The following is a 21326-nucleotide window of genomic DNA, read 5'->3' on the forward strand; positions in this document are numbered from 1 at the left end:
GCCATCAACAACTACCTGATGGGCAAAGAGCCGGCCCCGTTCGACCTGCTGCACTGGAACGCCGACGGCACCCGGATGCCCATGAAGATGCACGCCTTCTACCTGCGCGAGATGTATCTGGAGAACCGACTGGTGGAGTCCGGCGGCATCACCCTGCTGGGCACGCCGCTGGACCTCGGCCGGATCGGGCTGCCTATGTTCTTCCTGAGCACGCAGGAGGACCATATCGCGCCCTGGAAGAGCACCTATGCCGGCAGCCGCCGCTTCGGCGGCCCAGTCCGGTTCGTTCTGGGCGGCTCCGGCCACATCGCCGGGGTGATCAACCCGGCCGGATCGACGAAGTACGGCTATCGCACTGACGGTCCAGACACCGACGATCCGGAGGCGTGGCTGGCCGGCAGCACCGAGCATCCGGGCTCCTGGTGGCCCCATTGGCGCGCCTGGCTGAAGGCCTTCGACGACGACGAGGTGCCGGCGCGCGATCCGGAGCGGGGCCCGCTCCCGGTGCTGGGTCAGGCACCCGGCCAGAACGTGCTGGTGCGCGCCGATCGCTAGGCCGGTCGACCGCCAGGCCGCCCCCCGATCGCCAGCCGCCGGTCGCGCCAGCCGATTGTGGGCGAAACGTGCCCGATCGCCCACAACCCGCAGGCGAAGCCGCGCCGCATTCCCCGCCCCGGCGGATTTCGGCGTGTCGCTCCAGTCGCGCTAGGCTAGGGTTTCGTCCGTTCCGAACGTCGCACGAGCCCGATCCCGCCGATGTCCACGCCGCAACGTTACCTGACCCGGACGATTCTGTTCCTGATCGTCGTCGCGGTCGTCGTCGGGCTGCTGCACCGCGTGGTGATCGACGCGTTCAGCCACAACCTGGCGATCAACGGCCTGATCCTGCTCGTGGTGCTGACCGGCATCGCCTACACCTTCCGCCGGATCCTGCAGCTCCGCCCGGAGATCGAGTGGCTGGAGGCGTACCGGACTGCAGCGCCTGGCTTCTCGGTGCAGGACCCGCCCAGCCTGCTCTCGCCGCTCGCCACTGTGCTGGCGCAGAGCAGCAAGAAGAACCGCTCGGCCCTCTCGGCGGTGTCGATGCGCTACCTCCTGGACAGCATCGACAACCGGCTGGAGGAGAGCCGCGACATCTCGCGCTACCTGGCGGGCCTGCCGATCTTCTTGGGCCTGCTCGGCACGTTCTGGGGCCTGATCCTCACCATGGGCTCGATCGGCGAGGTGATCGGCGGCCTGTCGATCGGCACCGGCGACCTGGTCCAGATCTTCGAGAACCTGAAGGCCGGGCTCACGGCACCGCTGAACGGCATGGGCACCGCGTTCTCCGCTTCCCTGTTCGGCCTGGCCGGCTCGCTGGTCCTGCGCTTCATCGATCTGCAGGCTACCCGCGCCCAGCACGTCTTCTACAACGAGCTGGAGGAATGGCTGTCCACCCAGGCTCAGCTGTTCGGCGCGGACGCGCCGGTCTCCTCGGGCTCGCGCCTGAGCGACCTCGCCGCCTCGGCGCCGATCCCCGCCTATGTCCAGGCACTGCTGCAGCAGACCGCGGAGAACCTGGAGCAGATGCAGCGGGTGCTGACCCATAGCGAGGAGGACCGCAGCAAGCTGGCACACGGGATCAACGGGCTGGGGGAGCAGCTGGGCGCCCTGAACGACCATCTGGCCGGCCAGCAGCGCATGCTGGTCAAGCTGTTCGAGGCCCAGGAAGGCCTGGTGCATACCTTCGCCCGGCTGAACGACCCGACCCGCTCGCCGCTCGACGAGCAGACCCGCAGCCATGTCCGCAACCTCGACCTGCAGCTGGCCCGGTTGATCGACGAGTTGCGCCGCGGCCGCGAGGACACCACGCGCGAGCTGCGCAACGAGATCAAGATGGTGAGCCGGGTGATCGCGGTGGCGGCCGGCGAGCCCGACATGGCCAGGGACTGACCGGCCGTGGCACGCTCCCGCCGCGAGCGCGGCGACCAGGACGACATCTGGCCGGGCTTCGTCGACGCGCTCTCGACGCTGCTGATGGGCATCACCTTCCTCCTGGTGGTGTTCGTGCTGGGCCAGTTCTTCATGAGCCGGCTGCTGGCCGGCCGGACTGAGCAGATGGACCGGCTGCAGACCCAGGTGCAGGACATGGCCAGCCGCCTGCAGCTCTCCGAGGACGAGGCCGCCGAGCTGCGCCGCAACCTGCGCCGCCTGGATGGCACGATCCAGAACCTGACCTCCGAGCGCGACGAGCTGCAGGACCGGCTGCGGACCAGCGAGGAGACCGCCAGCTCGCTCAACGACCGGCTCGCCAGCGTGCTGGCCCAGACCGCAACCCTCACCCGCAACCTGGAAGACAGCCAGGCCTCACTGGAGCAGCAGGTCCGCACCCGGGCCGAGCTGGAACAGGCGCTGGCCGAGGCGCGCCGCCAGGTCACCGTGGACCGCCAGACTATGGAGGCGCAGCTCGGCCAGCTCGCCGAGCTGCAGCAGCAGATCGCGGCACTCCAGGCCCAGCGCGACCAGCTCCAGGCCGAGAAGGGCGAGGTCTCGACCTCGCGCGACGAGGCGCTGGCGCAGGTGGCGCTGCTCAACCGGCAGATCAACGAGCTCGGCACCCAGCTCGCCCAGCTCGGCGAGGCACTCGAGGTCAAGCAGCAGGAGATCGACCGTCAGGCCAGCTCGATCGAGGATCTGGGCCGCAAGCTGAACCTGGCGCTCGCCGACAAGGTGGTCGAGCTGTCCCAGTACCGCTCCGACTTCTTCGGCCGGCTGCGCGGGATCCTGGGCGAGCGGCCGGGCGTGCAGATCGTGGGCGACCGGTTCGTGTTCCAGTCCGAAGTGCTGTTCGACAGCGGCAGCGCCACTCTCAAGCCGGCGGGCGAGGAGCGGCTCGCCGAGTTCGCCCGGACGCTGCAGGGCCTGATCGCGGAGATCCCGGACGACCTGCCCTGGATCCTCCGGGTCGACGGCCATACCGACAAGCGGCCGATCAGCACGCCGGCCTTCCCATCCAACTGGGAGCTGTCGACCGCGCGCGCGATCAACGTCGCCCGGTTCCTGGTCCAAAACGGCCTGCCGCCCGAGCGGGTGGCGGCGGCGGGCTTCGCCGAGTTCCGCCCGCTGGATCCAGCCGACACCGAGGAGGCCTATCAGCGTAACCGCCGCATCGAGCTGCAGCTCACCAATTTCTGACCCCCGCCCGGATCGGCTTGCACCGCACGCCGGATCCGGCAGAATTAGGGGTGCTGGTCACCCCATGTCCGGACGGCGCGCGCGCCAGGGGACACGGGCCGGCACCGGGGGAAACGCAAGAACGATGGCAGCAACTTCGAGAACGGTTCCGGCCGCGGAACGGGAGCCGGACTTCGTCGGCATGATCGAGCGCCACCGGGATTCCCAGGCATTCTGGGCAAAATGCACGGTGGTACTGGCGCTGGTCGGGCTGGCGCTCGCGGGCTGGGGCCTCACCGCGGCTGTAGGCTGGCGCTCGAGCACCTTCTGGCTGGGCCTGTTCATCGCCGCTACCGCCGTGTTCCCCTTGGCCCAGCTGTTGGACCGCCGCGACCGCTGGCAGGGGCTGGAACGGTTGCGCGGCGCCTGGCGCGCTCTGGCCGCCGCACCGGACACCACGCCGGCCGACATCGACCGGCTGTCCGACCTCATCCGCAAGACCCACGGCTGATCGACCGCCCGGCGGCCGACACGAGACAAGACGAGATGACCCAGGAACGCCGCCTTGCCGATCTCGAGCGCAGCTTCGCGGGCTGGGAGCGCAAGAAGCTCCTGCGCACCTCCGCCCTGGTCGCGGTGCCCGTGCTGGTGGCGCTGGGCTACTGGGGCTATGGCCGGGTCGAGGTGGATGCCGCGCGCGAATCCGTGGTGTCACTCACCCAGTCGCTGAACGCCGAACAGCAGGCCAAGGCCGGGCTGGAAGCGCAGCTCGCCAAGACCGGCGTGCGACTGGCCGAGCTCCAGCAGTCGCTGGACCAGGTCGGCACTGAACGCGACGAGGCACGGGCCGCGGTGGATGCCGCCAATTCCTCGGCCGCTGGCAAGCTCGGCGAGCTGGCCGGCAAGCTCGAGGCGGTGAACGCGCAGTTGCGCGAGCTCACCGCGGAGCGGGACGAGCTGGCCGCCCGGCTGGACCAGGCCAGCCAGCAGGCGGAGGCTTCCGGGCAGCGCGTGGCCGAACTGGACCGGCAGGTGGCCGAGCTGACCGGCCAGCTCGAGCAGGCGCGGGCGGCGGCCGATCAATCAACGGCGGCCATGGCGGAGCTCGCCGCGGCCCGCGATCAGGCGGCCAGGGAGCGGGACGAGGCCAAGAGTGTCGCGGCCGAAGTCGACCGGCTGCGCCAGCAGCTCGCGGCTTCCGAGGAGCGGCTGGCCGCGTCCGCGACCGAGATCAAGGCGCTGGAGCAGATCCGGGCGGGGCTGCAGCAGCAGCTCGATACGGCGCAGGACCAGGGCTTCGCCCTCGAGGATTCCGCCACCGCTGCGGCCAGCCAGCAGCAGGCGGCACTGGACGAGGCGCAGGCGGAGATCGCCCGGCTGCAGCAGGAGGTGGAGGCTGCCGGCGGCGAGGCCCGGTCCCGGGCGGAGGAACTGGCGCAGGCCAGGGCGGAAGCGGCGGGGCTCGGCCAGCAGGTGGCCGAGCTACAGGGCCGGCTGGACCAGGCGAACGCGCGGTTGAGCGAACTGGAAATGGCCGCCGTGGCGGGTGCCGGCACCGAACAGGCGCTGAACGAGGCGCGGGGCGCCGTGGGCCTGCTCGGCAGCCAGGCGGCCGATCTCCAGGCGGAGCTGGATGCCAGCAGGGCCAGGGTGGCCGAGCTGGAGCAGGCGGGCCAGACCAGCCAGCAGGCCCAGGCGGCGCTCGCGGCCGCCCGAAGCGAGGCGGACGAGCTGCGCCGGCGGGTCGGCGAGCTGGAGATGGCCGCCGTGGCCGCGGCCAACACCGAAACGGCGCTGGAAGAGGCGCGCGGGGCCGTGGGCCTGCTGGGCACGCAGGTGGCCGAGCTGCAGTCCCGGCTGGACGCCGGCAGTGCCCGCATCGCCGAGCTGGAGGGCGCGGCGGAGGCTGCGGCTGCCGACCGGGCGGCACTCGACCAGGCGCGCAACCGGCTGGAAGAGCTGGAGCGGCAGCAGGCGGATCTGCAGGAGCAGGTCCAGGCGGGCGCGGCGCGGGTCCAGGAGCTGGAGCAGGCGGCCGCGCGGGCAAGCGAGGCGGAGGCGGCGCTGGAGGGTGCCCGCCAGGAGGTCACAGCGCTGCAGGGGATCCGCGGCGACATGCAGCGCCAGCTCGACGAGGCGTCCGACCGGGAAATGGCGCTGGAAGCCCGGCTGCGGGATGCGCAGGAGCAGGCAGCCGCCCAGGCGGCCCGGCTGGAAGCGGCCGAGCGGGCGCAGGACGAGCTGGATGGTGCCCGGATGCAGCTCGAAGGGCTGAAACAGGTACGCGCCGAACTGGAGGCGCGCCTGGCGGCGGCCGATGCCCGCTTGGCCGAGCTCGGCCAGACGAGCGAGCGCGCCCGCGCGCTGGAAGCGGAGCTGGCCCAGGCCCGTGAGCGGATCGAGGCGCTGGAAGCCACGCAGGACGAGTTGCGCACGGAGCTGGAGCAGCAGCGCGCGCGCTCCGCTGGGCTGGAGCAGGACCTGCAGGCCAGCCGGGCCGAGGCCCGAGAGGCGCAGGACGCGGCCCGGGCCGAGGGGGAAAGGCAGGCGGCGCTGCAGGCCGAGCGCGACCGGCTGCAGGAGGAGCTGGCCGAACTGTCCCAGCAGGTGCAGGCCCTGGAGCGGGACGCCCGCGGCAGCGAGGCGATGGCGCTGATCCAGACCCAGATCGCCAGCAGCCTCGCCGAGACCGTGCCGAGCGCCAGGGAGCTGGAGCGGGGCATCCGTCAGCACGAACGGGCCGACCGGACGACCCGCGGGCTCGTGCTGTCGAGCATCTCGGGGGTGGACGATCAGGACCTGCTGCGGGACGGGCGGATCCAGCTGCCGGCGGGCGTGCTGTTCGAATCCGGCAGTGCTGAGCTGAGCCAGGGCGGCAAGGACGCCCTGCGCGAGTTCGCCCAGCGGATGCGCAAGGTGATCGACGAGCTGCCGCCGATGGCGTCCTGGCTCCTGCGCATCGACGGGCATACCGACGACGTGCCGCTGCGCGCCGGCAGCGCCTGGCGCGACAACCTAGAGCTCTCGACCGCCCGAGCCGGTGCCGTGGCCGCTTACCTGATCGAGTCCGGCCTGCCGCCCGAGCGGATCGTCCCGGCCGGTTTCGGCTCGTCCCGCCCGGCCGTGCCTGGCAACACTGCCGAGGCCCGCGCACAGAACCGCCGGATCGAGATCACCCTGTCCTCGCGCTGAATGGGTAGCCTGATTCGGGGTGGTTGTACGGCCTGATACCCCTATGCCGTGGTGGCCGGCCGGCCTCTCGTGGGTGGCATCGGTGGTAGCCGCCATGTGTCCTGCCGCGCGATCGGCGGAGCAAGTGGCTGCCGGCCCAGCGGGACGAGCGCTGTAGCTTCCGGAAACAGCAATACCTCGCCGAGCCATCGTACCGGGTCAAATTGCTCGCAGTGCTATTTGGCAGCCGCGCTCGCGCCAGCTCTGCCTTCCGGCATCGTCCTGCAGTCCAGGTCGCTCAGGAAGGATGCTGATCGGCCCGCCTCGGCCCTGCATCCTGGCTGAGTCCGTGGCACCTGCCCGGCAGCCCGTGTTCATCCAGGAGCCAAGCCGGCCATCCAAGTGGCAACGATGTAGACCGAGATTGTCCGGCCGTGGGAGCAAGGCGACCGCACACTCCTGCTTCGCAGGAAGCACAGTCTCCGCCCTCCCCTGTGGCAGGCCACCCTCCTGAAGCCGTGCCCCTGGACTGGTTGAAGCCCTCTCTGGCAGCCGCCGATGCCGTGTCGGCTGCACTGCCGCTACCCAGTCTCGGCAGTGCGCCGACAGGAACGACGCTCCCGTCCTAGCGGCTCAGGCCACCCGCATCGCCGCGCCGGCATCAGTGAACTGGAGTGCCGCGAGGCGGCCGTACAGGCCGTCATTGGCGACCAGATCCTGGTGCCGGCCAGTCTCGACGATCCGGCCGCCGTCCATCACCACGATCCGGTCGGCCGCCAGCACGGTGGCGAGGCGATGGGCGATTACCAGGGTGGTGCGGCCCTCCATCAGCCGCTCCAAGGCCTGCTGGACCAGCCGCTCGTTCTCCGCGTCAAGGGCCGAGGTGGCCTCGTCCAGGAGCAGGATGCGGGGATCGGCCAGAAGGGCGCGGGCGATCGCGATCCGCTGGCGCTGGCCGCCGGACAGCCGCACGCCCTTTTCGCCCAGATGGGTGTCGAAGCCCTGCGGCAGGGCCTCGATGAATCCCAGCGCCGCGGCCGCCTCGGCGGCGGCTCGCACCTCGGCCAGCCCGGCCTCGGGCCGGCCGTAGCAGATATTGTCCAGAGCCGTCCCGGAGAAGATCATCGGCTCCTGCGGCACCCAGCCGAGCCGGCGGCGATGCATCACCGGGTCCAATTCGGCGAGCGGCACGCCGTCGACCAGGATCCGCCCGGCATCGGGCTCGTAGAAGCGCAGGAGGAGCTGCAGCACGCTGCTCTTGCCAGCCCCGGACGGCCCGACCAGGGCCACCCGCTCGCCCGGCGCCACGTGCAGGTCGAATTCCCGGAGTACCGGGCGGTCCGGGAACGAGGGATAGGCAAAGCCGACCCCTTCGAAGCGCACTGCCCCGCGCGTGGCGACGATCGGCCACGGCTTTGCCGGTGCCGTCACCACGGGCTGCGTGTCGAGCAGCTCGAACAATCGCTCCGTGGCCCCGGCGGCGCGCTGCAGGTCGCCCATCACGTCGGCGAGCCCGCCCACGGCACTCGCCACCAAGGCGGCGTAGAACACGAAGGCCGACAGCTCGCCAGGCGTGATCCGCCCTTCGAGCACGTCATAGCCGCCCAGCCACAGCACCACGCCGACCGCACCGAACACCAGCGCGATCACCACGGCACCCAGGGTGGAGCGGGCGCGCGCATAGCGCACTGCGGTGGCAAAGGTCGCCTCGGCGCCGGCGGCAAAGCGCTCCGCCTCGCGGCCCTCCTGGCCGAAGCCCTGGACGGTGCGCACGCCGTTCAGCGTCTCCTCCACCCGCACGCCGAGCTCGGCGACCTGGTCCTGCAGGGCGCGGGACAGGACCCGCACCCGGCGGCCAATCAGCACGATCGGCATGACCACGAGCGGCACGACCAGGAGGACGAAGCCGGTGAGGCGCGGGCTGGTGACCAGCAGGATGGCGAGGCCGCCCACCAGAAGCAGCAGGTTGCGCAGGGCCTGGGTGACCGACGCGCCGATCAGGGTCTGGATCACCGCCGTGTCGGTGGTGATCCGCGAGATCACCTCGCCGGTACGCGTCCGCTCGAAGAAGGCCGGGGAGAGCCGGATCACCCTGGCGAACACGTCCTTGCGCAGATCGGCCACCAGCCGCTCGCCCAGCTTGGTGACGAGATAGGAGCGAAAGAAGGTCGCCAGCGCCAGCACCAGGATCACCAGGCCGACCGCTTCCAGCGCGTGATCCAGGGCCTGGGGGCGGCCCTGGACGAAGCCGCCATCCACGATGTGGCGCAGGCCGGCACCGATCGACAGCACCGCCAGCGCGGACACGGTGAGCGCCACCAGCGTGCCGATCACGAGCGGCCGGTGTGGCCGCAGATAGGCGGCGAGGCGCCGGAGCTGCCCGAGATCACGCGTACCCGCGCGCCCGCTATCGACGCGGCCGGACCTGCGCTGCCCGCCCTTCATGAACCGTCCTCAGCGAATGCAACCGACACGATGCTATGCGGCAAAGCTTGCAATATCGCTAACAATCCGTGCCGAGCTGCCGAAAGCGCGCAGGAAAGGGAGCCGTGACCCCTTGAGTCCCCGGATGCCCGCGGATATATAGCGGCCGCCCGCATTTGAGGAAAGCGTCGTGAAGAAGGACATCCACCCCGACTATCATCCCATCACCGTAGTGATGACGGATGGGTCGACCTTCGAGACCTCCTCGACCTGGGGCAAGGCTGGCGACAGCATGCAGCTCGACGTCGATCCCAAGTCGCACCCGGCCTGGACTGGCGGCAACGTTCGCGTGATCGAGCGCGGTCAGGTCGAGAAGTTCAACAAGCGTTTCCAGGGTTTCCGCCGCAAGGCCGAAGCCTGACCACTTGCAGAGATCGGTGTCATGAAGGTCATCAACTCGCTCAAGACCGCGAAGAGCCGCCACAAGGACTGCCGGATCATCCGGCGCAAGGGCCGGGTCTACGTGATCAACAAGACCAACCCGCGCTTCAAGGCCCGCCAGGGCTGAAGCGTTTTCCGCCCGGCATGACCGGGCGGCGGGCACGATACGAGCCGCGCGAGGGCGACCTTTCGCGGCTTTCGTCGTTTCCGGCCATGGGCTGGGCAGGCGTCAGCCCAGCAGACGCAGGCCGTCAGGGCCGGCCGTCACATAGCCACGGTCGGTCAGCTTGAGGTGCGGGATCACCGAGAGCGGCAGGAAGGCCAGCGGCTGCAAGGGCTCCGGCATCTGACAGCCGACTTCGTGCGCCGCGCGCCGGATGGCACCGAACCGCTCCGCCACCTCCTCATAGGGCCGGTCCGACATCAGCCCGGCCACCGGCAGGGCGAGCTCGGCCAGCACCTCCCCGTCCCGGACCACCACCGCCCCGCCCTGGAGTGCCGCGATCCTGTTGACCGCCACCGCCATGTCGGCCGGGTTCGAGCCCACCACCGCGACGTTGTGGCTGTCATGGCCGATCGAGGTGGCGATGGCACCATGGAGGGCGCCGAAGCCGTGCACTAGGCCCCGGCCGATATTGCCGTTGCGGCCATGCCGCTCCAGCACGGCCACGAGGTGGAGGGAGCGCTCGGGGTCGGCTACAACCAGGCCGCCCTGCGCCGGCGGGACCAGGCGCAGATGCTCGGTGATCACCGAAAGCGGCACCACCCCGATGACGTCCATCTCGCCCGCCGGTGCCGGCAGGGCGAAGCTCCGCTCATCCACGGTCGCCAGATGCACCGAGCCATAGCCGACCGGCGCTGGATGGCTGCGCTCCTCGAATAGGGCGGCCTCGACCACCCGGCCCCCTGCCACCACGCCGCTCACCCGCACCTCGGCCAGATCGTCCAGCAGTACCAGATCGGCGCGGCGCCCGGGTGCGATCAGGCCGCGGTCGTGGAGGCGGAAGGCGGTGGCCGCAGCCAGGCTGGCCGAGCGATAGACCGGCAGGACGGGAGCACCCGCGGCGATCGCGGTACGCATCGCGTGGTCGATATGGCCCTCGGCGAGGATGTCGACTGGCTTGCGGTCATCGGTGCAGAACGCGATGCGCGGCCAGGTGGCCTCGGTGAGCAAGGGTGCCAGCGCCGTCACGTTGCGCGTGACCGAGCCCTCGCGCATCAGGATGACCATGCCCTTCTCGAGCTTCTCCTTGGCCTCGGCCAGGAGCGTGCACTCATGGTCGGTCCTGGGGCCGCCGCACAGATAGGCATCCAGGCCCTCGCCCTGCAGCAGCGGCGCGTGCCCGTCGATATGGGCATCGGCGAACAGGGAGAGCTTGTGCAGGAGCTGCGGGTCGGCGGCGATGACGCCCGGGAAGTTCATCATCTCCGCCAAGCCGAGCGTGGCGGGATGCGCCAGGAGCGGCAGCAGATCGTCACCCTCCAGCCTGGCACCCGCGGTCTCCAGCTCGCTCGCCGGCACGCAGGAGGGCAGGTTGACCTTCAGGCTCATCACCAGGCTGAGCGCTGCCGCCTGAAACCATTCGATCCCGGGCAGACCGATCACGTTGGCGATCTCGTGCGGGTCGCAGATCGCCGTGGTGGTGCCGCGCGGCAGCACCAGCCGCTCGAACTCGGCCGGGGTCACCAGCGAGCTTTCCACATGCAGGTGGGTGTCGATGAAGCCCGGCGCCAGGAACCGGCCGCGCGCTTCAATCACCCGCAGGGCCGGCCAGGGCTCACCCACCGCTACGATCGTGTCATCGACGATGGAGACGGCTGCATCACGCACCGCCCCGGTCGCGACATCGACCAGCCGTCCCCCCTGGATGCAAAGGTCGCAGGGCTCCAGCCCCTGCGCCGCCCGGATCCGCTTCGCCAGAACAGCGACATCAACCGCCATCTTCCTGCTCCTGCGTCGACAGACCCTTGCGCAACCTACGGTGCTGTCGCCTGCGGCGCCACAGGAACCGCCCGCCGCTGATCTGGCAGGGCTACCGGTAAAGTGCGCAGGGCGGCTGCCTGGATTCGGGTGGCAGAGGCGATCAGTCCAAGTGCTGCAGGCCACAGCCGCGCCCCCAGGGCCAGCGCCGCCTGCGCCTTGCGCTGCACGAGAAGATGCGACAGCAGCGTCGCACGCCCCACCTGCCCCGACAGATCGTTGCGCAGGCGGCGCGTGAATTCCGCGGCCGTCCCGCCATGCAGGTAGCAGTTGGCAGCCAGAGCGGCGCTGTGCAGGGCGATAGACATGCCTTCGCCCGCGAATGACGGAATGACTGCCGCCTGATCACCCAGGCGCCAGCAACCATCCTCCCGTCGCTCGACCAGTCCATAGGGAATGTTCGCGATCGCCAGCGGCCGGTCCCGAAGTGGCACCGCTCCCTCCATGCGGCGTGCGAAGTGCGGGTCGAAGACCTGTATCAGGTCGAGCAGTGCTGGCCACTTCTGCCCGATCCGCCGGAAGGTGTCCTTGCGGATCAGCAGGCAGAGGTTGACCTTTCCTGCCTCGATCGGCTCGAGCCCCGCATAGCCTCCCGGGAACAGGAAGAGTTCGACCTTGCCGGCCAGCTCTGCGGCCTGCCCTGCTGCCAGCCTGAGGTGCAGCTTCAGCCCGATCAGGTCATTTTGGCTGCCCGGCGGGCGCTTCCAGCCGCGCAGATCGTGCTTGCCGGTAGCCACGAAGGCATCCTGTGCCCGGATCGTGTCGCCGTCGTCGAGCCGCGCGGTCCAGAAACCGCCGCAGCGCTCCAGCCCCTGAACGCTCCGGCCGCGCAGGATCCGGCTGCCAGCACCACGGGCCAGCTCGATCAGCGCCTCGTCCATGCGCCGGCGCGACAGGCTGTACGCGGTGAATGGCAAAGGGCAGGTCACGCGTTTCCCGCCCGCCGATACGTCCACCTCGGCAATCGGCACGGCTCCGAGCCGGCCGGGTTCCAGGCCGGACAGCCGGAGATAGTGGATCGCCTCCTGGCTCAGGAACTCGCCGCACACCTTGTCGTGCGGACCTGCTTCCCGCTCGACCAGGACCACATCGCGCCCGGCCGCGGCCAGCGCCTGCGCCAGCGTCGCTCCCGCAGGTCCGCCGCCGACCACCACCGCATCCCGCACCGTCACGGCTTGGCCCGTGCCACGCAGAGCCGGAACGGCATCCACCATTCGATGCGGGCACTCCCCGCCGGCAGGCCAGCCCGGTCGAGCAGCCGTCGCCAGTCCTCCGTCACGAAGCTGCGCGCGATCGAGATCGGCCCGTCGTTCTGGACGAAATGGTGCAGGCGCAAGGCGCGCGAGGCAGCAGCGAAGAAGCGACAGGGCAGCCTGTGCCGGTGCAGATCGTTCACGAACCAGCCGATCGCCGCCTGTTCCTCCATCCACTGAAGGAAGCGTACCACCGAAGCGTCGTCGAGATGGTGGGTGAACAGGGAGCTGACCACCAGGTCGAAGCCGCGCTCGGGCCGGTACGCGAAGACATCCCCGGTATGCCAGGCGATCGAGGCCTCCGCAGGCGTCGCCTCCCGGGCCGCGCGCGCCGCCCAGGGATTGAGGTCGAGCCCGACTAGGTCGACGGCCACGTGCCGCCGTTCCGCCCAGGCCACGATCCGCCGCAGCATGTCGCCGTGGCCGCTGGCCACATCGAGGATCCGCAAGGGCCGCTCCCGGGGAACGCGGCCGCTGACGGCCAGCTCGTCGAGGAAGCCGAGGGTTGGCCGATAGGCCAGCGTCAGCCGGTTCACCCGTGCCAGGTCCTGCAGGCAGCCCTGGAAGGTCGTGAAGTCGCAGCGCTCCGTATCCATCAGTTCCGGCGTAGTCGCGCGCCGGGAGAAGTCGAATGACGCCATCAATGCCGCGCCGAGCTGAACCGCATGGTCTCCGCCATCAGGCCCGGCCCGAACGCCATGGCGCACCCGCTTCGGCCGCCTCGGCCCTCGCGCAGCATTTCCTCCAGCACGAACAGGACAGTTGCCGACGACATGTTGCCGTAGGTGCGCAGGATGTCGCGCGAGGTGGCGAGGGCCGACGCGGGCAGGTCGAGGGCAGTCTCCACCGCGTCGAGCACCGACCGCCCGCCGGGATGCACCGCCCAGAGATCGATGGCATCCGGGCCATCCGGCAGCATGCGGCCGCTGGCGCTGCGCAGGCCATCGGCGATGCTGCCGGGAACCCGGCCGGACAGGGTCATGTCGAAGCCGCAGTCCCGGATCTGCCAGGTGATCTGCTCAGCCGTGCCCGGCACCCGGATCGCCTGGAACCCGTCCAGCGCGAAGCCCAAAGGCTCGGCGCTGATCAGGGCGGCGGCGCAGCCATCTCCGAAGATCAGGAAGGTCAGCACCTGCTCCAGGTCGGTGCTTTCCTGCAAGTGCAGGGTGCAGAGCTCGATGCAGACCAGGAGGACCCGCGCCTTGGGCTCTGCCCGGACGATGTGGCGCGCGAGCTTGAGCCCGTTGATGGCGGCATAGCAGCCCATGAACCCGATCACGGTGCGCTCGATCGACGGATCCAGCCCGAACCGGTCGATCACCGTGAAGTCGAGCCCGGGCGCCGAGAGGCCCGTGCAGGAGACGATGATCAGGTGGGTCGGCGGGCTCGGGTCAAGGCCGAGATCGAGCCGCTCCACGGCACGCGTCACGAGATCGGGGGCCTCCGCCTCGTACCGCCGCATCCGGTCGGCCGTCGAGGGGAAGCTGCCGAACCGGTAGAAGCCGGTCGTGTCGATCGCCTCGTTGGCACCGGGCCCGGTCGGTGCCAGGCAGGACCAGCGGTGCGCGATCTGGCTGCGGTCTGCCATCCGACGAAACAGCGCGTGCTCCCGTCGGTCCCGCAGCAGTCGATCGGCGAAATTCACGAATGCTGCATGCACATCGTGCGGTGGAACGGCAGTCGCGATGCGGTTCAGATAGGCTACCGACACTGCCATCTCCACGGTCACGACGTCGTTCGAGGCACAGGAACGGGATCAGTGCGGCAGGGTTGCCGCGACCTCCTTGGGCATCACCCGGCGCGCGCCATGCCGCTGGATACACCATCAACGTCGTCGCGCAGCAGCTTGTCGGGCGTGATCGGCAGGTCGCGCACCCGCTTGCCGGTGGCGTGGAAGATCGCGTTCGCGATCGCCGCCGCCGTGCCGACGATGCCGATCTCGCCCAGCCCCTTCACGCCGATTGGGCTGACCTTGTCGTCATGCTCCTCAACGAAGATCACGTCGATGTCCCGCACGTCGGCATTCACCGGGATGTGGTACTCCGCGATGTTGTGGTTCATGAACCGGCCAAAGCGATGGTCCAGCTCGCTCTGCTCCTCCAGCGCCATGCCGATGCCGAACACCACCCCACCCAGGATCTGGCTGCGCGCGGTCTTGAGGTTGAGGATCCGGCCGGCCGCCACCGCGTCCACGATGCGGGTGACGCGCACGACGTTCAGTTCCTCGTCGACCCGCACCTCAACGAAGATCGCCGAGTGGGTGTAGCCCGAGTAGTTCTCCTGCGCGTCCTGGTCCGGCTTTGCGGTCTCCTCCGCCGCCAGCTTCTCCAGCCCGAGGGCGGCCATCACGTCGGCAACGACGACGCTCCGGGAGGGGTCGTTCGCCACCTCCATTCGTCCGCCCGTGAAGATGATCCGCTCCAGAACCTCGTTTGCGAGCGGCGAGCCCTCCATGGCACGTGCATGGTGGAACAGTTGCTCGCGCAGGCCGAAGCAGGCCTTCTGCACTGCCGAACCGGCCGAGGCGGCCGTCCAGGAACCGCCTTCCAGGGGCGAGGCCGGCAGGGAGGAATCGCCGATCTTCACGTCCACCTGCTCGATCGGCACGCCCATGGCATCGGCGGCGATCTGCGCCAGGATGGTATAGGTGCCGGTGCCGATGTCGGCCGTGGCCGTCGCCAGCTCCAGGCCGCCATCCGCCGAGAGGACCGCGCGGGCGCTGGTCTGCTGCATGGAGGCTTCCCAGAACCCGGTCGCCAGGCCCCAGCCGATCAGCTCGCGCCCGTCGCGCATCGAGCGTGGCCTGGGGCTGCGCCTGGACCAGCCGAACCGCTCGGCGCCCTGGCGGTAGCACTCCCGGAGCTGCTTGCTGGTGAACGGCTTGCCGGTGTTGGCGTCCTCTTCGGCATAATTCTTCAGGCGCAGCTCCAGCGGGTCGATGCCGGCCGCATGGGCCAGCTCGTCCATGGCGCATTCCAGCCCGTACACGCCGGTGGCCGCACCGGGTGCGCGCATGTCGGACGGCGTATAGGTGTGGAGCTTCGCCAGCTTGTAGTCGAACGCCACGTTCGGGCAGCGATAGCCCAGGCCCGACCAGTTGACGACGACCTCCTGGTAGTCCTCGAAGGTCGAGGTGGCGGCCACTGCCTCGTGGCGGATGGCGGTGAGGCGCCCGTCCCGCTCTGCCCCCAGCGCCAGGTGCTGGATGGTGTGCGGCCGGTAGGTGAGCGTGAACATCTGGTCGCGGGTCAGCGTCACCCGCACCGAACGCCGGAGGTCGAGCGCCGCCATGGTCGCCAGGAACAACTGGTATTGCGGCCGCAGGCCCACCCCGAACGCGCCGCCCACGAACGGCGAGATGACATGGACATCGTCCGGGGAGAGGCCGAACACCTCGTTGAGATATTCCTTGGAGGCCACCACGCCCTGGATCTTGTCGTAGACCGTCAGCTTGCCGTCGTTCCACACCACCGTGCTGGCATGGGTCTCCATCGGGTTGTGGTGCTCGGCAGCAACGAAGTAGGAGGCCTCCACCTTCACCGGCGCCTCGGCCAGTGCCCGGTCGACATCGCCTCGGTCCGGCGGCGGCGGCTCGATCCCGGCCCGCTTCTCGGGCGGCACGTAGGCGTTCGACTGCTCGGCGGCGAGGTCGGTCCGGAAGGGCTCTTCCCGGTAGGTGATCTCGAGCAGCGAGGCGGCATAGGCCGCCACCTCCAGGCTCTGCGCCACCACGAGTGCCACCGGCTGGCCACTATAAACGATCTTCGCGTCCTTGAGCGGCCGGAACGGGATACCGGGCGGAGCCACCTGGTCCTGATACGTCGAATCGAACCAGGGCTGCCTCGGCCGGTTCTCGTGGGTGTACACCCTGACCACGCCCGCGACCGCCTCGGCGGCGCGCGTGTCGATCCGCAGGATCTCGCCGCTGGCGAGCGCCCCGCCGGAGACGACATGGCCGTACAGGAGACCGTCGGCCGGGAACTCGGCGGCATAGCGCGCCTGGCCCGTCACCTTGCTGACACCATCGATCCTGCGCTGACCAGTCCCGACATAGGGTCTGGCAGAGGAAGGCAGCGGAGCGGTGGAAGTCTGCACCATGGTCCTGCCCCTCACTGGACGCGCTTGTCGGACTGGGACTGCGGCGTACCGGCCGCCGCCTGCTCCAGCGCACGTACGATCGCACGGCGCGCCAGTTCGATCTTGAAGTCGTTCTCGCCAAAGCCCCTGGCACCGCTCAGGATCCGCAGGGCCGCCTGCTCGAAGCTCGCCCGCTCGGCCGGCTGGCCCCGCAGCAGTTCCTCGGCCTCCTCGTCCCGCCATGGCTTGTGCGCGACGCCGCCGAGCGCCAGCCGCGCCTCGGCGATCTTCCCGTCTTCCAGACGCAACGCTGCCGCCACCGACACCAGTGCGAAGGCATAGGAGAGCCGCTCGCGCAGCTTCAGGTAGGTGTAGTTGGCCGCAAAATGCTCGGCCGGCAGGTCGACCGAGAGGATCAGCTCATCGGCGGCCAAATTGTTGTCACGCTGCGGCTCGTCTCCCGGCAGACGGTGAAACTCGCTGAACGGGATGGTCCGCTCCCCGTCCGGGCCGGCCACCCGCACGTTCGCACGCAGCGCGGCCAGCGCCACGCCCATGTCGGAGGGGTTGGTGGCGATGCAGTGCTCGCTCGCCCCCAGGATCGCGTGCTGCCGGTTGATCCCGCCGATGGCCGAGCAGCCTGAGCCGGGGGTGCGCTTATTGCAGGGCGTGGCGGTGTCGTAGAAATAGACACAGCGCGTGCGCTGCAGGAGATTGCCGCCGGTCGTCGCCATGTTGCGGAGCTGCGGCGAGGCGCCGGCCAGGATGGCGCTGGCGAGCAGCGGGTAGCGCTCCTCGATCCGCGGGTCATAGGCGAGATCGCTGTTCGGCACGAGCGCCCCGATCCTCAAGCCCCCGTCGATCTCCTGGATGTCGCGCAGCGGCAGCCGGGTGATGTCGATCAGCCGGCTGGGCGCCTCGACATCGTACTTCATCAGGTCGAGCAGATTGGTGCCACCGGCGATGAACCGGGCACCGGGATCGCTCGCCCGCTCGCGCACCGCGGCTGCCACCGCATCCGGCCGCACATAGGAAAAGCGGTTCATCGCCCGGCTCCCGTGCCGTCCATGACCTGCCGGACCGCCGCCACGATGTTCACGTAAGCGCCGCAGCGGCACAGATTGCCGCTCATCAGCTCGCGGATCTCGTCGTCGCTCTGCGCGCGCCCCTCCTTCAGGAGGCCCACGGCCGAGCAGATCTGGCCGGGCGTGCAGTAGCCGCACTGGAACGCGTCATGCTCGACGAAGGCGTCCTGGACCGGGTGGAGCTGCCCGTCCTGCGCCAGCCCCTCGACCGTGGTGACGCTGGCACCGTCCAGCATCACCGCGAGCGTCAGGCAGGCGTTGACCCGCCGGTCGTCGACCAGCACGGTACAGGCACCGCACTGGCCATGGTCGCAGCCCTTCTTCGAGCCGGTGAGGTCCAGGCGCTCGCGCAGCAGGTCCAGCAGCGTGGTCCAGGGCTCGACCTCCAGGCGCCGCTCGGTGCCGTTGATGGTCAATACGACCGGGATCCGGCTGGGCTCGCCCGTTCCGTTGCCGGAGCGTGTGTCGGTTTCGGTGGCTTGCATGGCCGCTCTCAAATCGCCTGGGGCGCGGCAAGACCCCGTTGGACCGCCGCCATCTCCGCCACCCAACCCTCTTGGTCTGGAGCGGTTCCAGACAAGCCGCCCCCCGCGGCCACGTAGAGCTGGCAAAACGCGCGCTACCCCTTGGATTCGGCCGCTGATCCGTGGTCTGCTGCCGCCAAGAAAAACGAGGAGGCCCATCATGCGTCACGGTCTCGTTGCAGCCGTCATCGCCACGGCACTGCTGGGGGCCGGCTCGGCCGCCACTGCCCAGGAGTTCCCAACCAAGCCGGTGACCATCGTGGTGCCGTTCGCCGCTGGCGGGCCCACCGACACGGTGACCAGGCTGGTCGCCCAGTCCATGACCGGCACGCTCGGCCAGCAGGTGATCGTCGAGAATGTCGGCGGGGCCGGCGGCACGCTCGGTGCCGCCCGCGTCGCCAAGGCGGATCCCGACGGCTACACCCTGCTCCTGCACCATATCGGCCAGGCGACCTCGGCCACCCTCTACCGCAAGCTCAGCTATGACCCTGCCAAGGACTTCGCGCCGATCGGCATCGTGGCCGACGTGCCGATGACGGTGGTCGCGCGCAAGGACTTTCCCGCCGCCGACATGAAGGCCCTGATCGAGCAGGCCAAGGCGGAAGGGGATGTCATCACCTATGCCAATGCCGGGATCGGCTCCGCCTCGCACTTGTGCGGGATGCTGCTGATGCAGGCGCTGGACGTGCCACTGACCACGGTCGCCTACAAGGGCACGGCACCGGCGATGAACGACCTGCTGGGCGGCCAGGTCGACCTGATGTGCGACCAGACCACCAACACGACCAGCCAGATCAAGGGCGGCACCATCAAGGTCTATGCCGTGACCACGCCCGAGCGGTTGCCCTCGCTGCCGGACGTGCCGACCACCGCCGAAAGCGGCCTGCCCGACGTGCAGGTGGGGGTTTGGCACGGGCTGTATGCGCCGGCCGGCACCGACGCGGCGGTGGTGGCGCGGCTGGAGGAGGCGCTGCAGGCGGCGGTGATTGATCCGAACGTCACCCAGCGCCTGGCCGAGCTCGGCGCCACGCCGGCCACGGCGGAAACCGCGACGCCGGCAGCGCTCGAACAATTAGTGACGTCCGAGATCGCGCGCTGGCGGCCCGTGATCGAGGCTGCCGGCCAGTACGCGGACTGAGGGTCCAGTCGGTGTCCCGGACGGGCGGGCAGAGCAGCCCCCGCGACATCGCGGCGGGCGCCTTGTTCGTCGTGATCGGCTGCGCGTTCGGCTGGTTCGCGCAGGACCACGACCTCGGCACGCCCAACCGGATGGGGCCGGCCTTCTTTCCGACGGTCCTGGCGGTGATGCTGACCATGCTGGGCACGGTCATCCTGGTCCAGGGCCTGCGCCGGGCGGGCGAGCCGATCGGCCGCTGGCCCTGGCGCGCGATCCTCCTGGTCCTGGGGCCAGGCATCCTGTTCGGCCTCACCATCCGCCCGCTCGGCATGATCGCCGCCGTGCCGCTGCTGGTGGGCCTCTCGGCGCTCGCCAGCCGGCAGGTGACGGCCGCGGGGCTGATCCTGTCGGCGCTGGCGCTCACCCTGTTCTCGATCGCCGTGTTCGCCTATGGCCTGGGCCTGCCGATCCCGGTGTTCGGCCGGCTGCTCGGCGGGTAGGGCGCCATGGAGATCCTGGGCGGCCTCGGCCTCGGCCTGTCGGTGGTGTTGACCCCGCTGAACCTCGCTTGGTGCCTGATCGGCGTGCTGCTCGGCACGCTGATCGGCGTGCTGCCCGGGCTGGGGCCGGCGGCGACCATCGCGATGCTCCTGCCGGCGACGTTCGGCCTGCCGGCTGTCTCCTCGCTGATCATGCTGGCCGGGATCTATTACGGCGCCCAGTATGGCGGCTCGACCACCGCGATCCTGATCAACCTGCCGGGCGAGACGTCCTCGGTGGTCACGGCCCTGGACGGCTACCAGATGGCGCGCAAGGGCCGGGCGGGGGCGGCCCTGGCCACCGCCGCGATCAGCTCGTTCGTGGCCGGCACGGTGGCGACAGCACTGGTGGCATTCCTGGCGCCGCCGCTCGCCAACATCGCCCTGAACTTCGGGGCGGCCGAGTATTTCGCCCTGATGGTGCTGGGGCTGGTGGCGTCGGTGGCGCTGGCGCGCGGGCCGGTGCTGAAGGCAGTGGCGATGGTGGTGCTGGGCCTGCTGCTCGGCACGATCGGCACCGACATCAATTCCGGCGAGCAGCGCTTCACCTTCGACATTCCGGAACTGGCGGACGGCATCAACTTCGTGGCGCTAGCGATGGGCATGTTCGGGATCGCGGAGATCCTGACCAACCTCGACCACGAGGCAAGCCGCAAGCCGCTCACCCGGGTGATCGGCAGCCTTCTGCCCAACCGCGAGGAATGCCGGCGGATCGTCGGTCCGATCCTGCGCGGCACCGGCCTGGGCTCGGTCCTGGGGATCCTGCCGGGCGGCGGTGCGGTGCTGGGCGCCTTTGCCGCCTATGCCGTCGAGAAGAAGATCTCGAAGACGCCGCAGGCCTTCGGCCAGGGCGCCATCGAGGGCGTGGCGGCACCGGAATCCGCCAACAATGCCGGGGCGCAGACCAGCTTCATCCCGATGCTGACCCTGGGCATCCCGTCCAACCCGGTGATGGCGCTGATGGTGGGTGCCCTGACCATCCAGGGCATCCAGCCAGGTCCGCAGGTGATGAGCGAGCAGCCCGAGCTGTTCTGGGGCGTGATCGCGTCCATGTGGATCGGCAACCTGATGCTGATCGTCCTGAACCTGCCGCTGATCGGGCTCTGGGTCCGGCTGCTCACCATCCCCTACCGGCTGCTCTACCCGGCGATTCTCGTGTTCTGCTGCGTGGGCGTGCTCAGCCTGAACAACCTCACTTCCGACGTCTACCTGATGATCCTGTTCGGCCTGGTAGGCTATGTGCTGGTGCGGCTGGACTGCGAGCCCGCACCGTTGCTCCTGGGATTCATCCTGGGGCCGATGATGGAGGAATATCTGCGACGGGCCATGATCCTGGCGCGCGGCGACATGACCACCTTCGTGACCCGGCCGATCAGCCTGACCCTCCTGCTGCTGACGCTCGCCATCATCCTGGTCCTGACCCTGCCGCGCGTGCGCGCCAAGCGTGAGGAGGCGTTCGAGGAAGCCACCTGACGGGGCGGCTCAGCCTGCCCGCCGGCTCCAGACCGTGCGGACCGTCTCGGGCAGCGCCATCGGGTCGAACGGCTTGGCGATCACGTCG

The 21326-nt window shown here is 69.8% G+C and carries 17 protein-coding genes and 1 pseudogene; 10 read left to right on the plus strand and 8 right to left on the minus strand.

Annotation, left to right across the window (positions count from 1 at the left end):
* The 5 genes and pseudogenes from EQG76_RS13045 to EQG76_RS13065 form a co-directional block, all read left to right on the plus strand.
* A pseudogene (locus tag EQG76_RS13045) lies at nucleotides 1-555 on the plus strand (class I poly(R)-hydroxyalkanoic acid synthase); the annotation flags it as partial.
* A gap of 201 nt (nucleotides 556-756) precedes the next feature.
* Nucleotides 757-1932: a MotA/TolQ/ExbB proton channel family protein gene (locus tag EQG76_RS13050; RefSeq protein WP_159713971.1), complete on the plus strand. Its 1176-nt coding sequence runs from the start codon at nucleotides 757-759 to the stop codon at nucleotides 1930-1932.
* Nucleotides 1933-1938: 6 nt separating this feature from the next.
* Nucleotides 1939-3174: a peptidoglycan -binding protein gene (locus EQG76_RS13055; RefSeq protein ID WP_235031347.1), complete on the plus strand. Its 1236-nt coding sequence runs from the start codon at nucleotides 1939-1941 to the stop codon at nucleotides 3172-3174.
* A gap of 124 nt (nucleotides 3175-3298) precedes the next feature.
* Nucleotides 3299-3664, plus strand: coding sequence for a hypothetical protein (locus tag EQG76_RS13060; RefSeq protein ID WP_159713973.1), 366 nt, complete (start codon nucleotides 3299-3301; stop codon nucleotides 3662-3664).
* Between the two features lie 35 nt (nucleotides 3665-3699).
* Complete coding sequence (locus tag EQG76_RS13065) at nucleotides 3700-6345, plus strand: OmpA family protein (RefSeq protein WP_159713975.1); 2646 nt, start codon at nucleotides 3700-3702, stop codon at nucleotides 6343-6345.
* A 612-nt stretch (nucleotides 6346-6957) separates the two neighbouring features.
* Here the strand turns inward: EQG76_RS13065 and EQG76_RS13070 are convergent.
* A complete protein-coding gene (locus tag EQG76_RS13070; protein WP_159713977.1) occupies nucleotides 6958-8769 on the minus strand; it encodes an ABC transporter transmembrane domain-containing protein in 1812 nt (603 codons plus the stop codon).
* 169 nt (nucleotides 8770-8938) lie between these two features.
* Between EQG76_RS13070 and rpmE the strand changes: the two genes are divergently transcribed.
* Together rpmE and ykgO are read left to right on the plus strand one after the other, a co-directional pair.
* Nucleotides 8939-9169, plus strand: coding sequence for a 50S ribosomal protein L31 (rpmE, locus tag EQG76_RS13075; RefSeq protein ID WP_159713979.1), 231 nt, complete (start codon nucleotides 8939-8941; stop codon nucleotides 9167-9169).
* Nucleotides 9170-9190: 21 nt separating this feature from the next.
* A complete protein-coding gene (gene ykgO / locus EQG76_RS13080) occupies nucleotides 9191-9316 on the plus strand; it encodes a type B 50S ribosomal protein L36 (protein WP_027133106.1) in 126 nt (41 codons plus the stop codon).
* Nucleotides 9317-9418: 102 nt separating this feature from the next.
* Here ykgO and ade read toward each other — a convergent pair whose 3' ends face one another.
* The 7 genes from ade to EQG76_RS13115 all read right to left on the minus strand — a co-directional run bounded on the left by ade (nucleotide 9419) and on the right by EQG76_RS13115 (nucleotide 18070).
* Nucleotides 9419-11131, minus strand: coding sequence for an adenine deaminase (ade, locus tag EQG76_RS13085; RefSeq protein WP_159713981.1), 1713 nt, complete (start codon nucleotides 11129-11131; stop codon nucleotides 9419-9421).
* Nucleotides 11132-11166: 35 nt separating this feature from the next.
* The gene (locus EQG76_RS13090) at nucleotides 11167-12384 is read right to left on the minus strand and encodes an NAD(P)/FAD-dependent oxidoreductase (protein WP_200840786.1); all 1218 of its coding nucleotides are present in this window, start codon (nucleotides 12382-12384) and stop codon (nucleotides 11167-11169) included.
* Complete coding sequence (locus EQG76_RS13095) at nucleotides 12339-13064, minus strand: methyltransferase domain-containing protein (RefSeq protein WP_159713983.1); 726 nt, start codon at nucleotides 13062-13064, stop codon at nucleotides 12339-12341. Before EQG76_RS13095 ends, EQG76_RS13090 begins: the two co-directional genes overlap by 46 nt.
* Nucleotides 13064-14140 (minus strand): type III polyketide synthase, encoded by a 1077-nt coding sequence (locus EQG76_RS13100; protein ID WP_235031349.1) that lies wholly within the window; start codon nucleotides 14138-14140, stop codon nucleotides 13064-13066. The genes EQG76_RS13095 and EQG76_RS13100 overlap by 1 nt, the downstream gene beginning before the upstream one ends.
* A gap of 74 nt (nucleotides 14141-14214) precedes the next feature.
* Nucleotides 14215-16521 carry a xanthine dehydrogenase family protein molybdopterin-binding subunit gene (locus EQG76_RS13105; protein ID WP_159713985.1) on the minus strand — a complete coding sequence of 769 codons (2307 nt, stop codon included), beginning with the start codon at nucleotides 16519-16521 and terminating at the stop codon, nucleotides 14215-14217.
* A gap of 11 nt (nucleotides 16522-16532) precedes the next feature.
* Complete coding sequence (locus tag EQG76_RS13110; protein WP_159713987.1) at nucleotides 16533-17546, minus strand: FAD binding domain-containing protein; 1014 nt, start codon at nucleotides 17544-17546, stop codon at nucleotides 16533-16535.
* Nucleotides 17543-18070, minus strand: coding sequence for a (2Fe-2S)-binding protein (locus EQG76_RS13115; protein ID WP_159713989.1), 528 nt, complete (start codon nucleotides 18068-18070; stop codon nucleotides 17543-17545). Before EQG76_RS13115 ends, EQG76_RS13110 begins: the two co-directional genes overlap by 4 nt.
* A gap of 199 nt (nucleotides 18071-18269) precedes the next feature.
* On the opposite strand from EQG76_RS13115, the gene EQG76_RS13120 reads away from it, so the two are divergent.
* From EQG76_RS13120 to EQG76_RS13130, 3 genes are read left to right on the plus strand one after another with little or no spacing between them, the layout of a single operon-like run.
* Nucleotides 18270-19247 (plus strand): tripartite tricarboxylate transporter substrate-binding protein, encoded by a 978-nt coding sequence (locus tag EQG76_RS13120; protein ID WP_159713991.1) that lies wholly within the window; start codon nucleotides 18270-18272, stop codon nucleotides 19245-19247.
* An 11-nt stretch (nucleotides 19248-19258) separates the two neighbouring features.
* Nucleotides 19259-19726 carry a tripartite tricarboxylate transporter TctB family protein gene (locus tag EQG76_RS13125; protein ID WP_159713993.1) on the plus strand — a complete coding sequence of 156 codons (468 nt, stop codon included), beginning with the start codon at nucleotides 19259-19261 and terminating at the stop codon, nucleotides 19724-19726.
* A 6-nt stretch (nucleotides 19727-19732) separates the two neighbouring features.
* Nucleotides 19733-21238, plus strand: a complete 1506-nt coding sequence (locus tag EQG76_RS13130; protein WP_159713995.1) for a tripartite tricarboxylate transporter permease — start codon at nucleotides 19733-19735, stop codon at nucleotides 21236-21238.
* Nucleotides 21239-21326 lie beyond the last annotated feature (88 nt).

The organism is Geminicoccus flavidas, assembly GCF_009806515.1.
GTDB lineage: Bacteria > Pseudomonadota > Alphaproteobacteria > Geminicoccales > Geminicoccaceae > Geminicoccus > Geminicoccus flavidus.

What these genes read in the sequence shown, in the direction of transcription:
- EQG76_RS13115 (WP_159713989.1), bottom strand. Translation starts at nt 18,070, where the DNA reads ATGCAAGCCACCGAAACCGACACACGCTCCGGCAACGGAACGGGCGAG.
- EQG76_RS13050 (WP_159713971.1), top strand. Translation starts at nt 757, where the DNA reads ATGTCCACGCCGCAACGTTACCTGACCCGGACGATTCTGTTCCTGATC.
- EQG76_RS13065 (WP_159713975.1), top strand. Translation starts at nt 3,700, where the DNA reads ATGACCCAGGAACGCCGCCTTGCCGATCTCGAGCGCAGCTTCGCGGGC.
- EQG76_RS13120 (WP_159713991.1), top strand. Translation starts at nt 18,270, where the DNA reads ATGCGTCACGGTCTCGTTGCAGCCGTCATCGCCACGGCACTGCTGGGG.
- EQG76_RS13090 (WP_200840786.1), bottom strand. Translation starts at nt 12,384, where the DNA reads ATGGTGGATGCCGTTCCGGCTCTGCGTGGCACGGGCCAAGCCGTGACG.
- EQG76_RS13060 (WP_159713973.1), top strand. Translation starts at nt 3,299, where the DNA reads ATGGCAGCAACTTCGAGAACGGTTCCGGCCGCGGAACGGGAGCCGGAC.
- ykgO (WP_027133106.1), top strand. Translation starts at nt 9,191, where the DNA reads ATGAAGGTCATCAACTCGCTCAAGACCGCGAAGAGCCGCCACAAGGAC.
- EQG76_RS13110 (WP_159713987.1), bottom strand. Translation starts at nt 17,546, where the DNA reads ATGAACCGCTTTTCCTATGTGCGGCCGGATGCGGTGGCAGCCGCGGTG.
- EQG76_RS13130 (WP_159713995.1), top strand. Translation starts at nt 19,733, where the DNA reads ATGGAGATCCTGGGCGGCCTCGGCCTCGGCCTGTCGGTGGTGTTGACC.
- EQG76_RS13100 (WP_235031349.1), bottom strand. Translation starts at nt 14,140, where the DNA reads ATGGCAGTGTCGGTAGCCTATCTGAACCGCATCGCGACTGCCGTTCCA.
- EQG76_RS13095 (WP_159713983.1), bottom strand. Translation starts at nt 13,064, where the DNA reads ATGGCGTCATTCGACTTCTCCCGGCGCGCGACTACGCCGGAACTGATG.
- ade (WP_159713981.1), bottom strand. Translation starts at nt 11,131, where the DNA reads ATGGCGGTTGATGTCGCTGTTCTGGCGAAGCGGATCCGGGCGGCGCAG.
- EQG76_RS13105 (WP_159713985.1), bottom strand. Translation starts at nt 16,521, where the DNA reads ATGGTGCAGACTTCCACCGCTCCGCTGCCTTCCTCTGCCAGACCCTAT.
- EQG76_RS13070 (WP_159713977.1), bottom strand. Translation starts at nt 8,769, where the DNA reads ATGAAGGGCGGGCAGCGCAGGTCCGGCCGCGTCGATAGCGGGCGCGCG.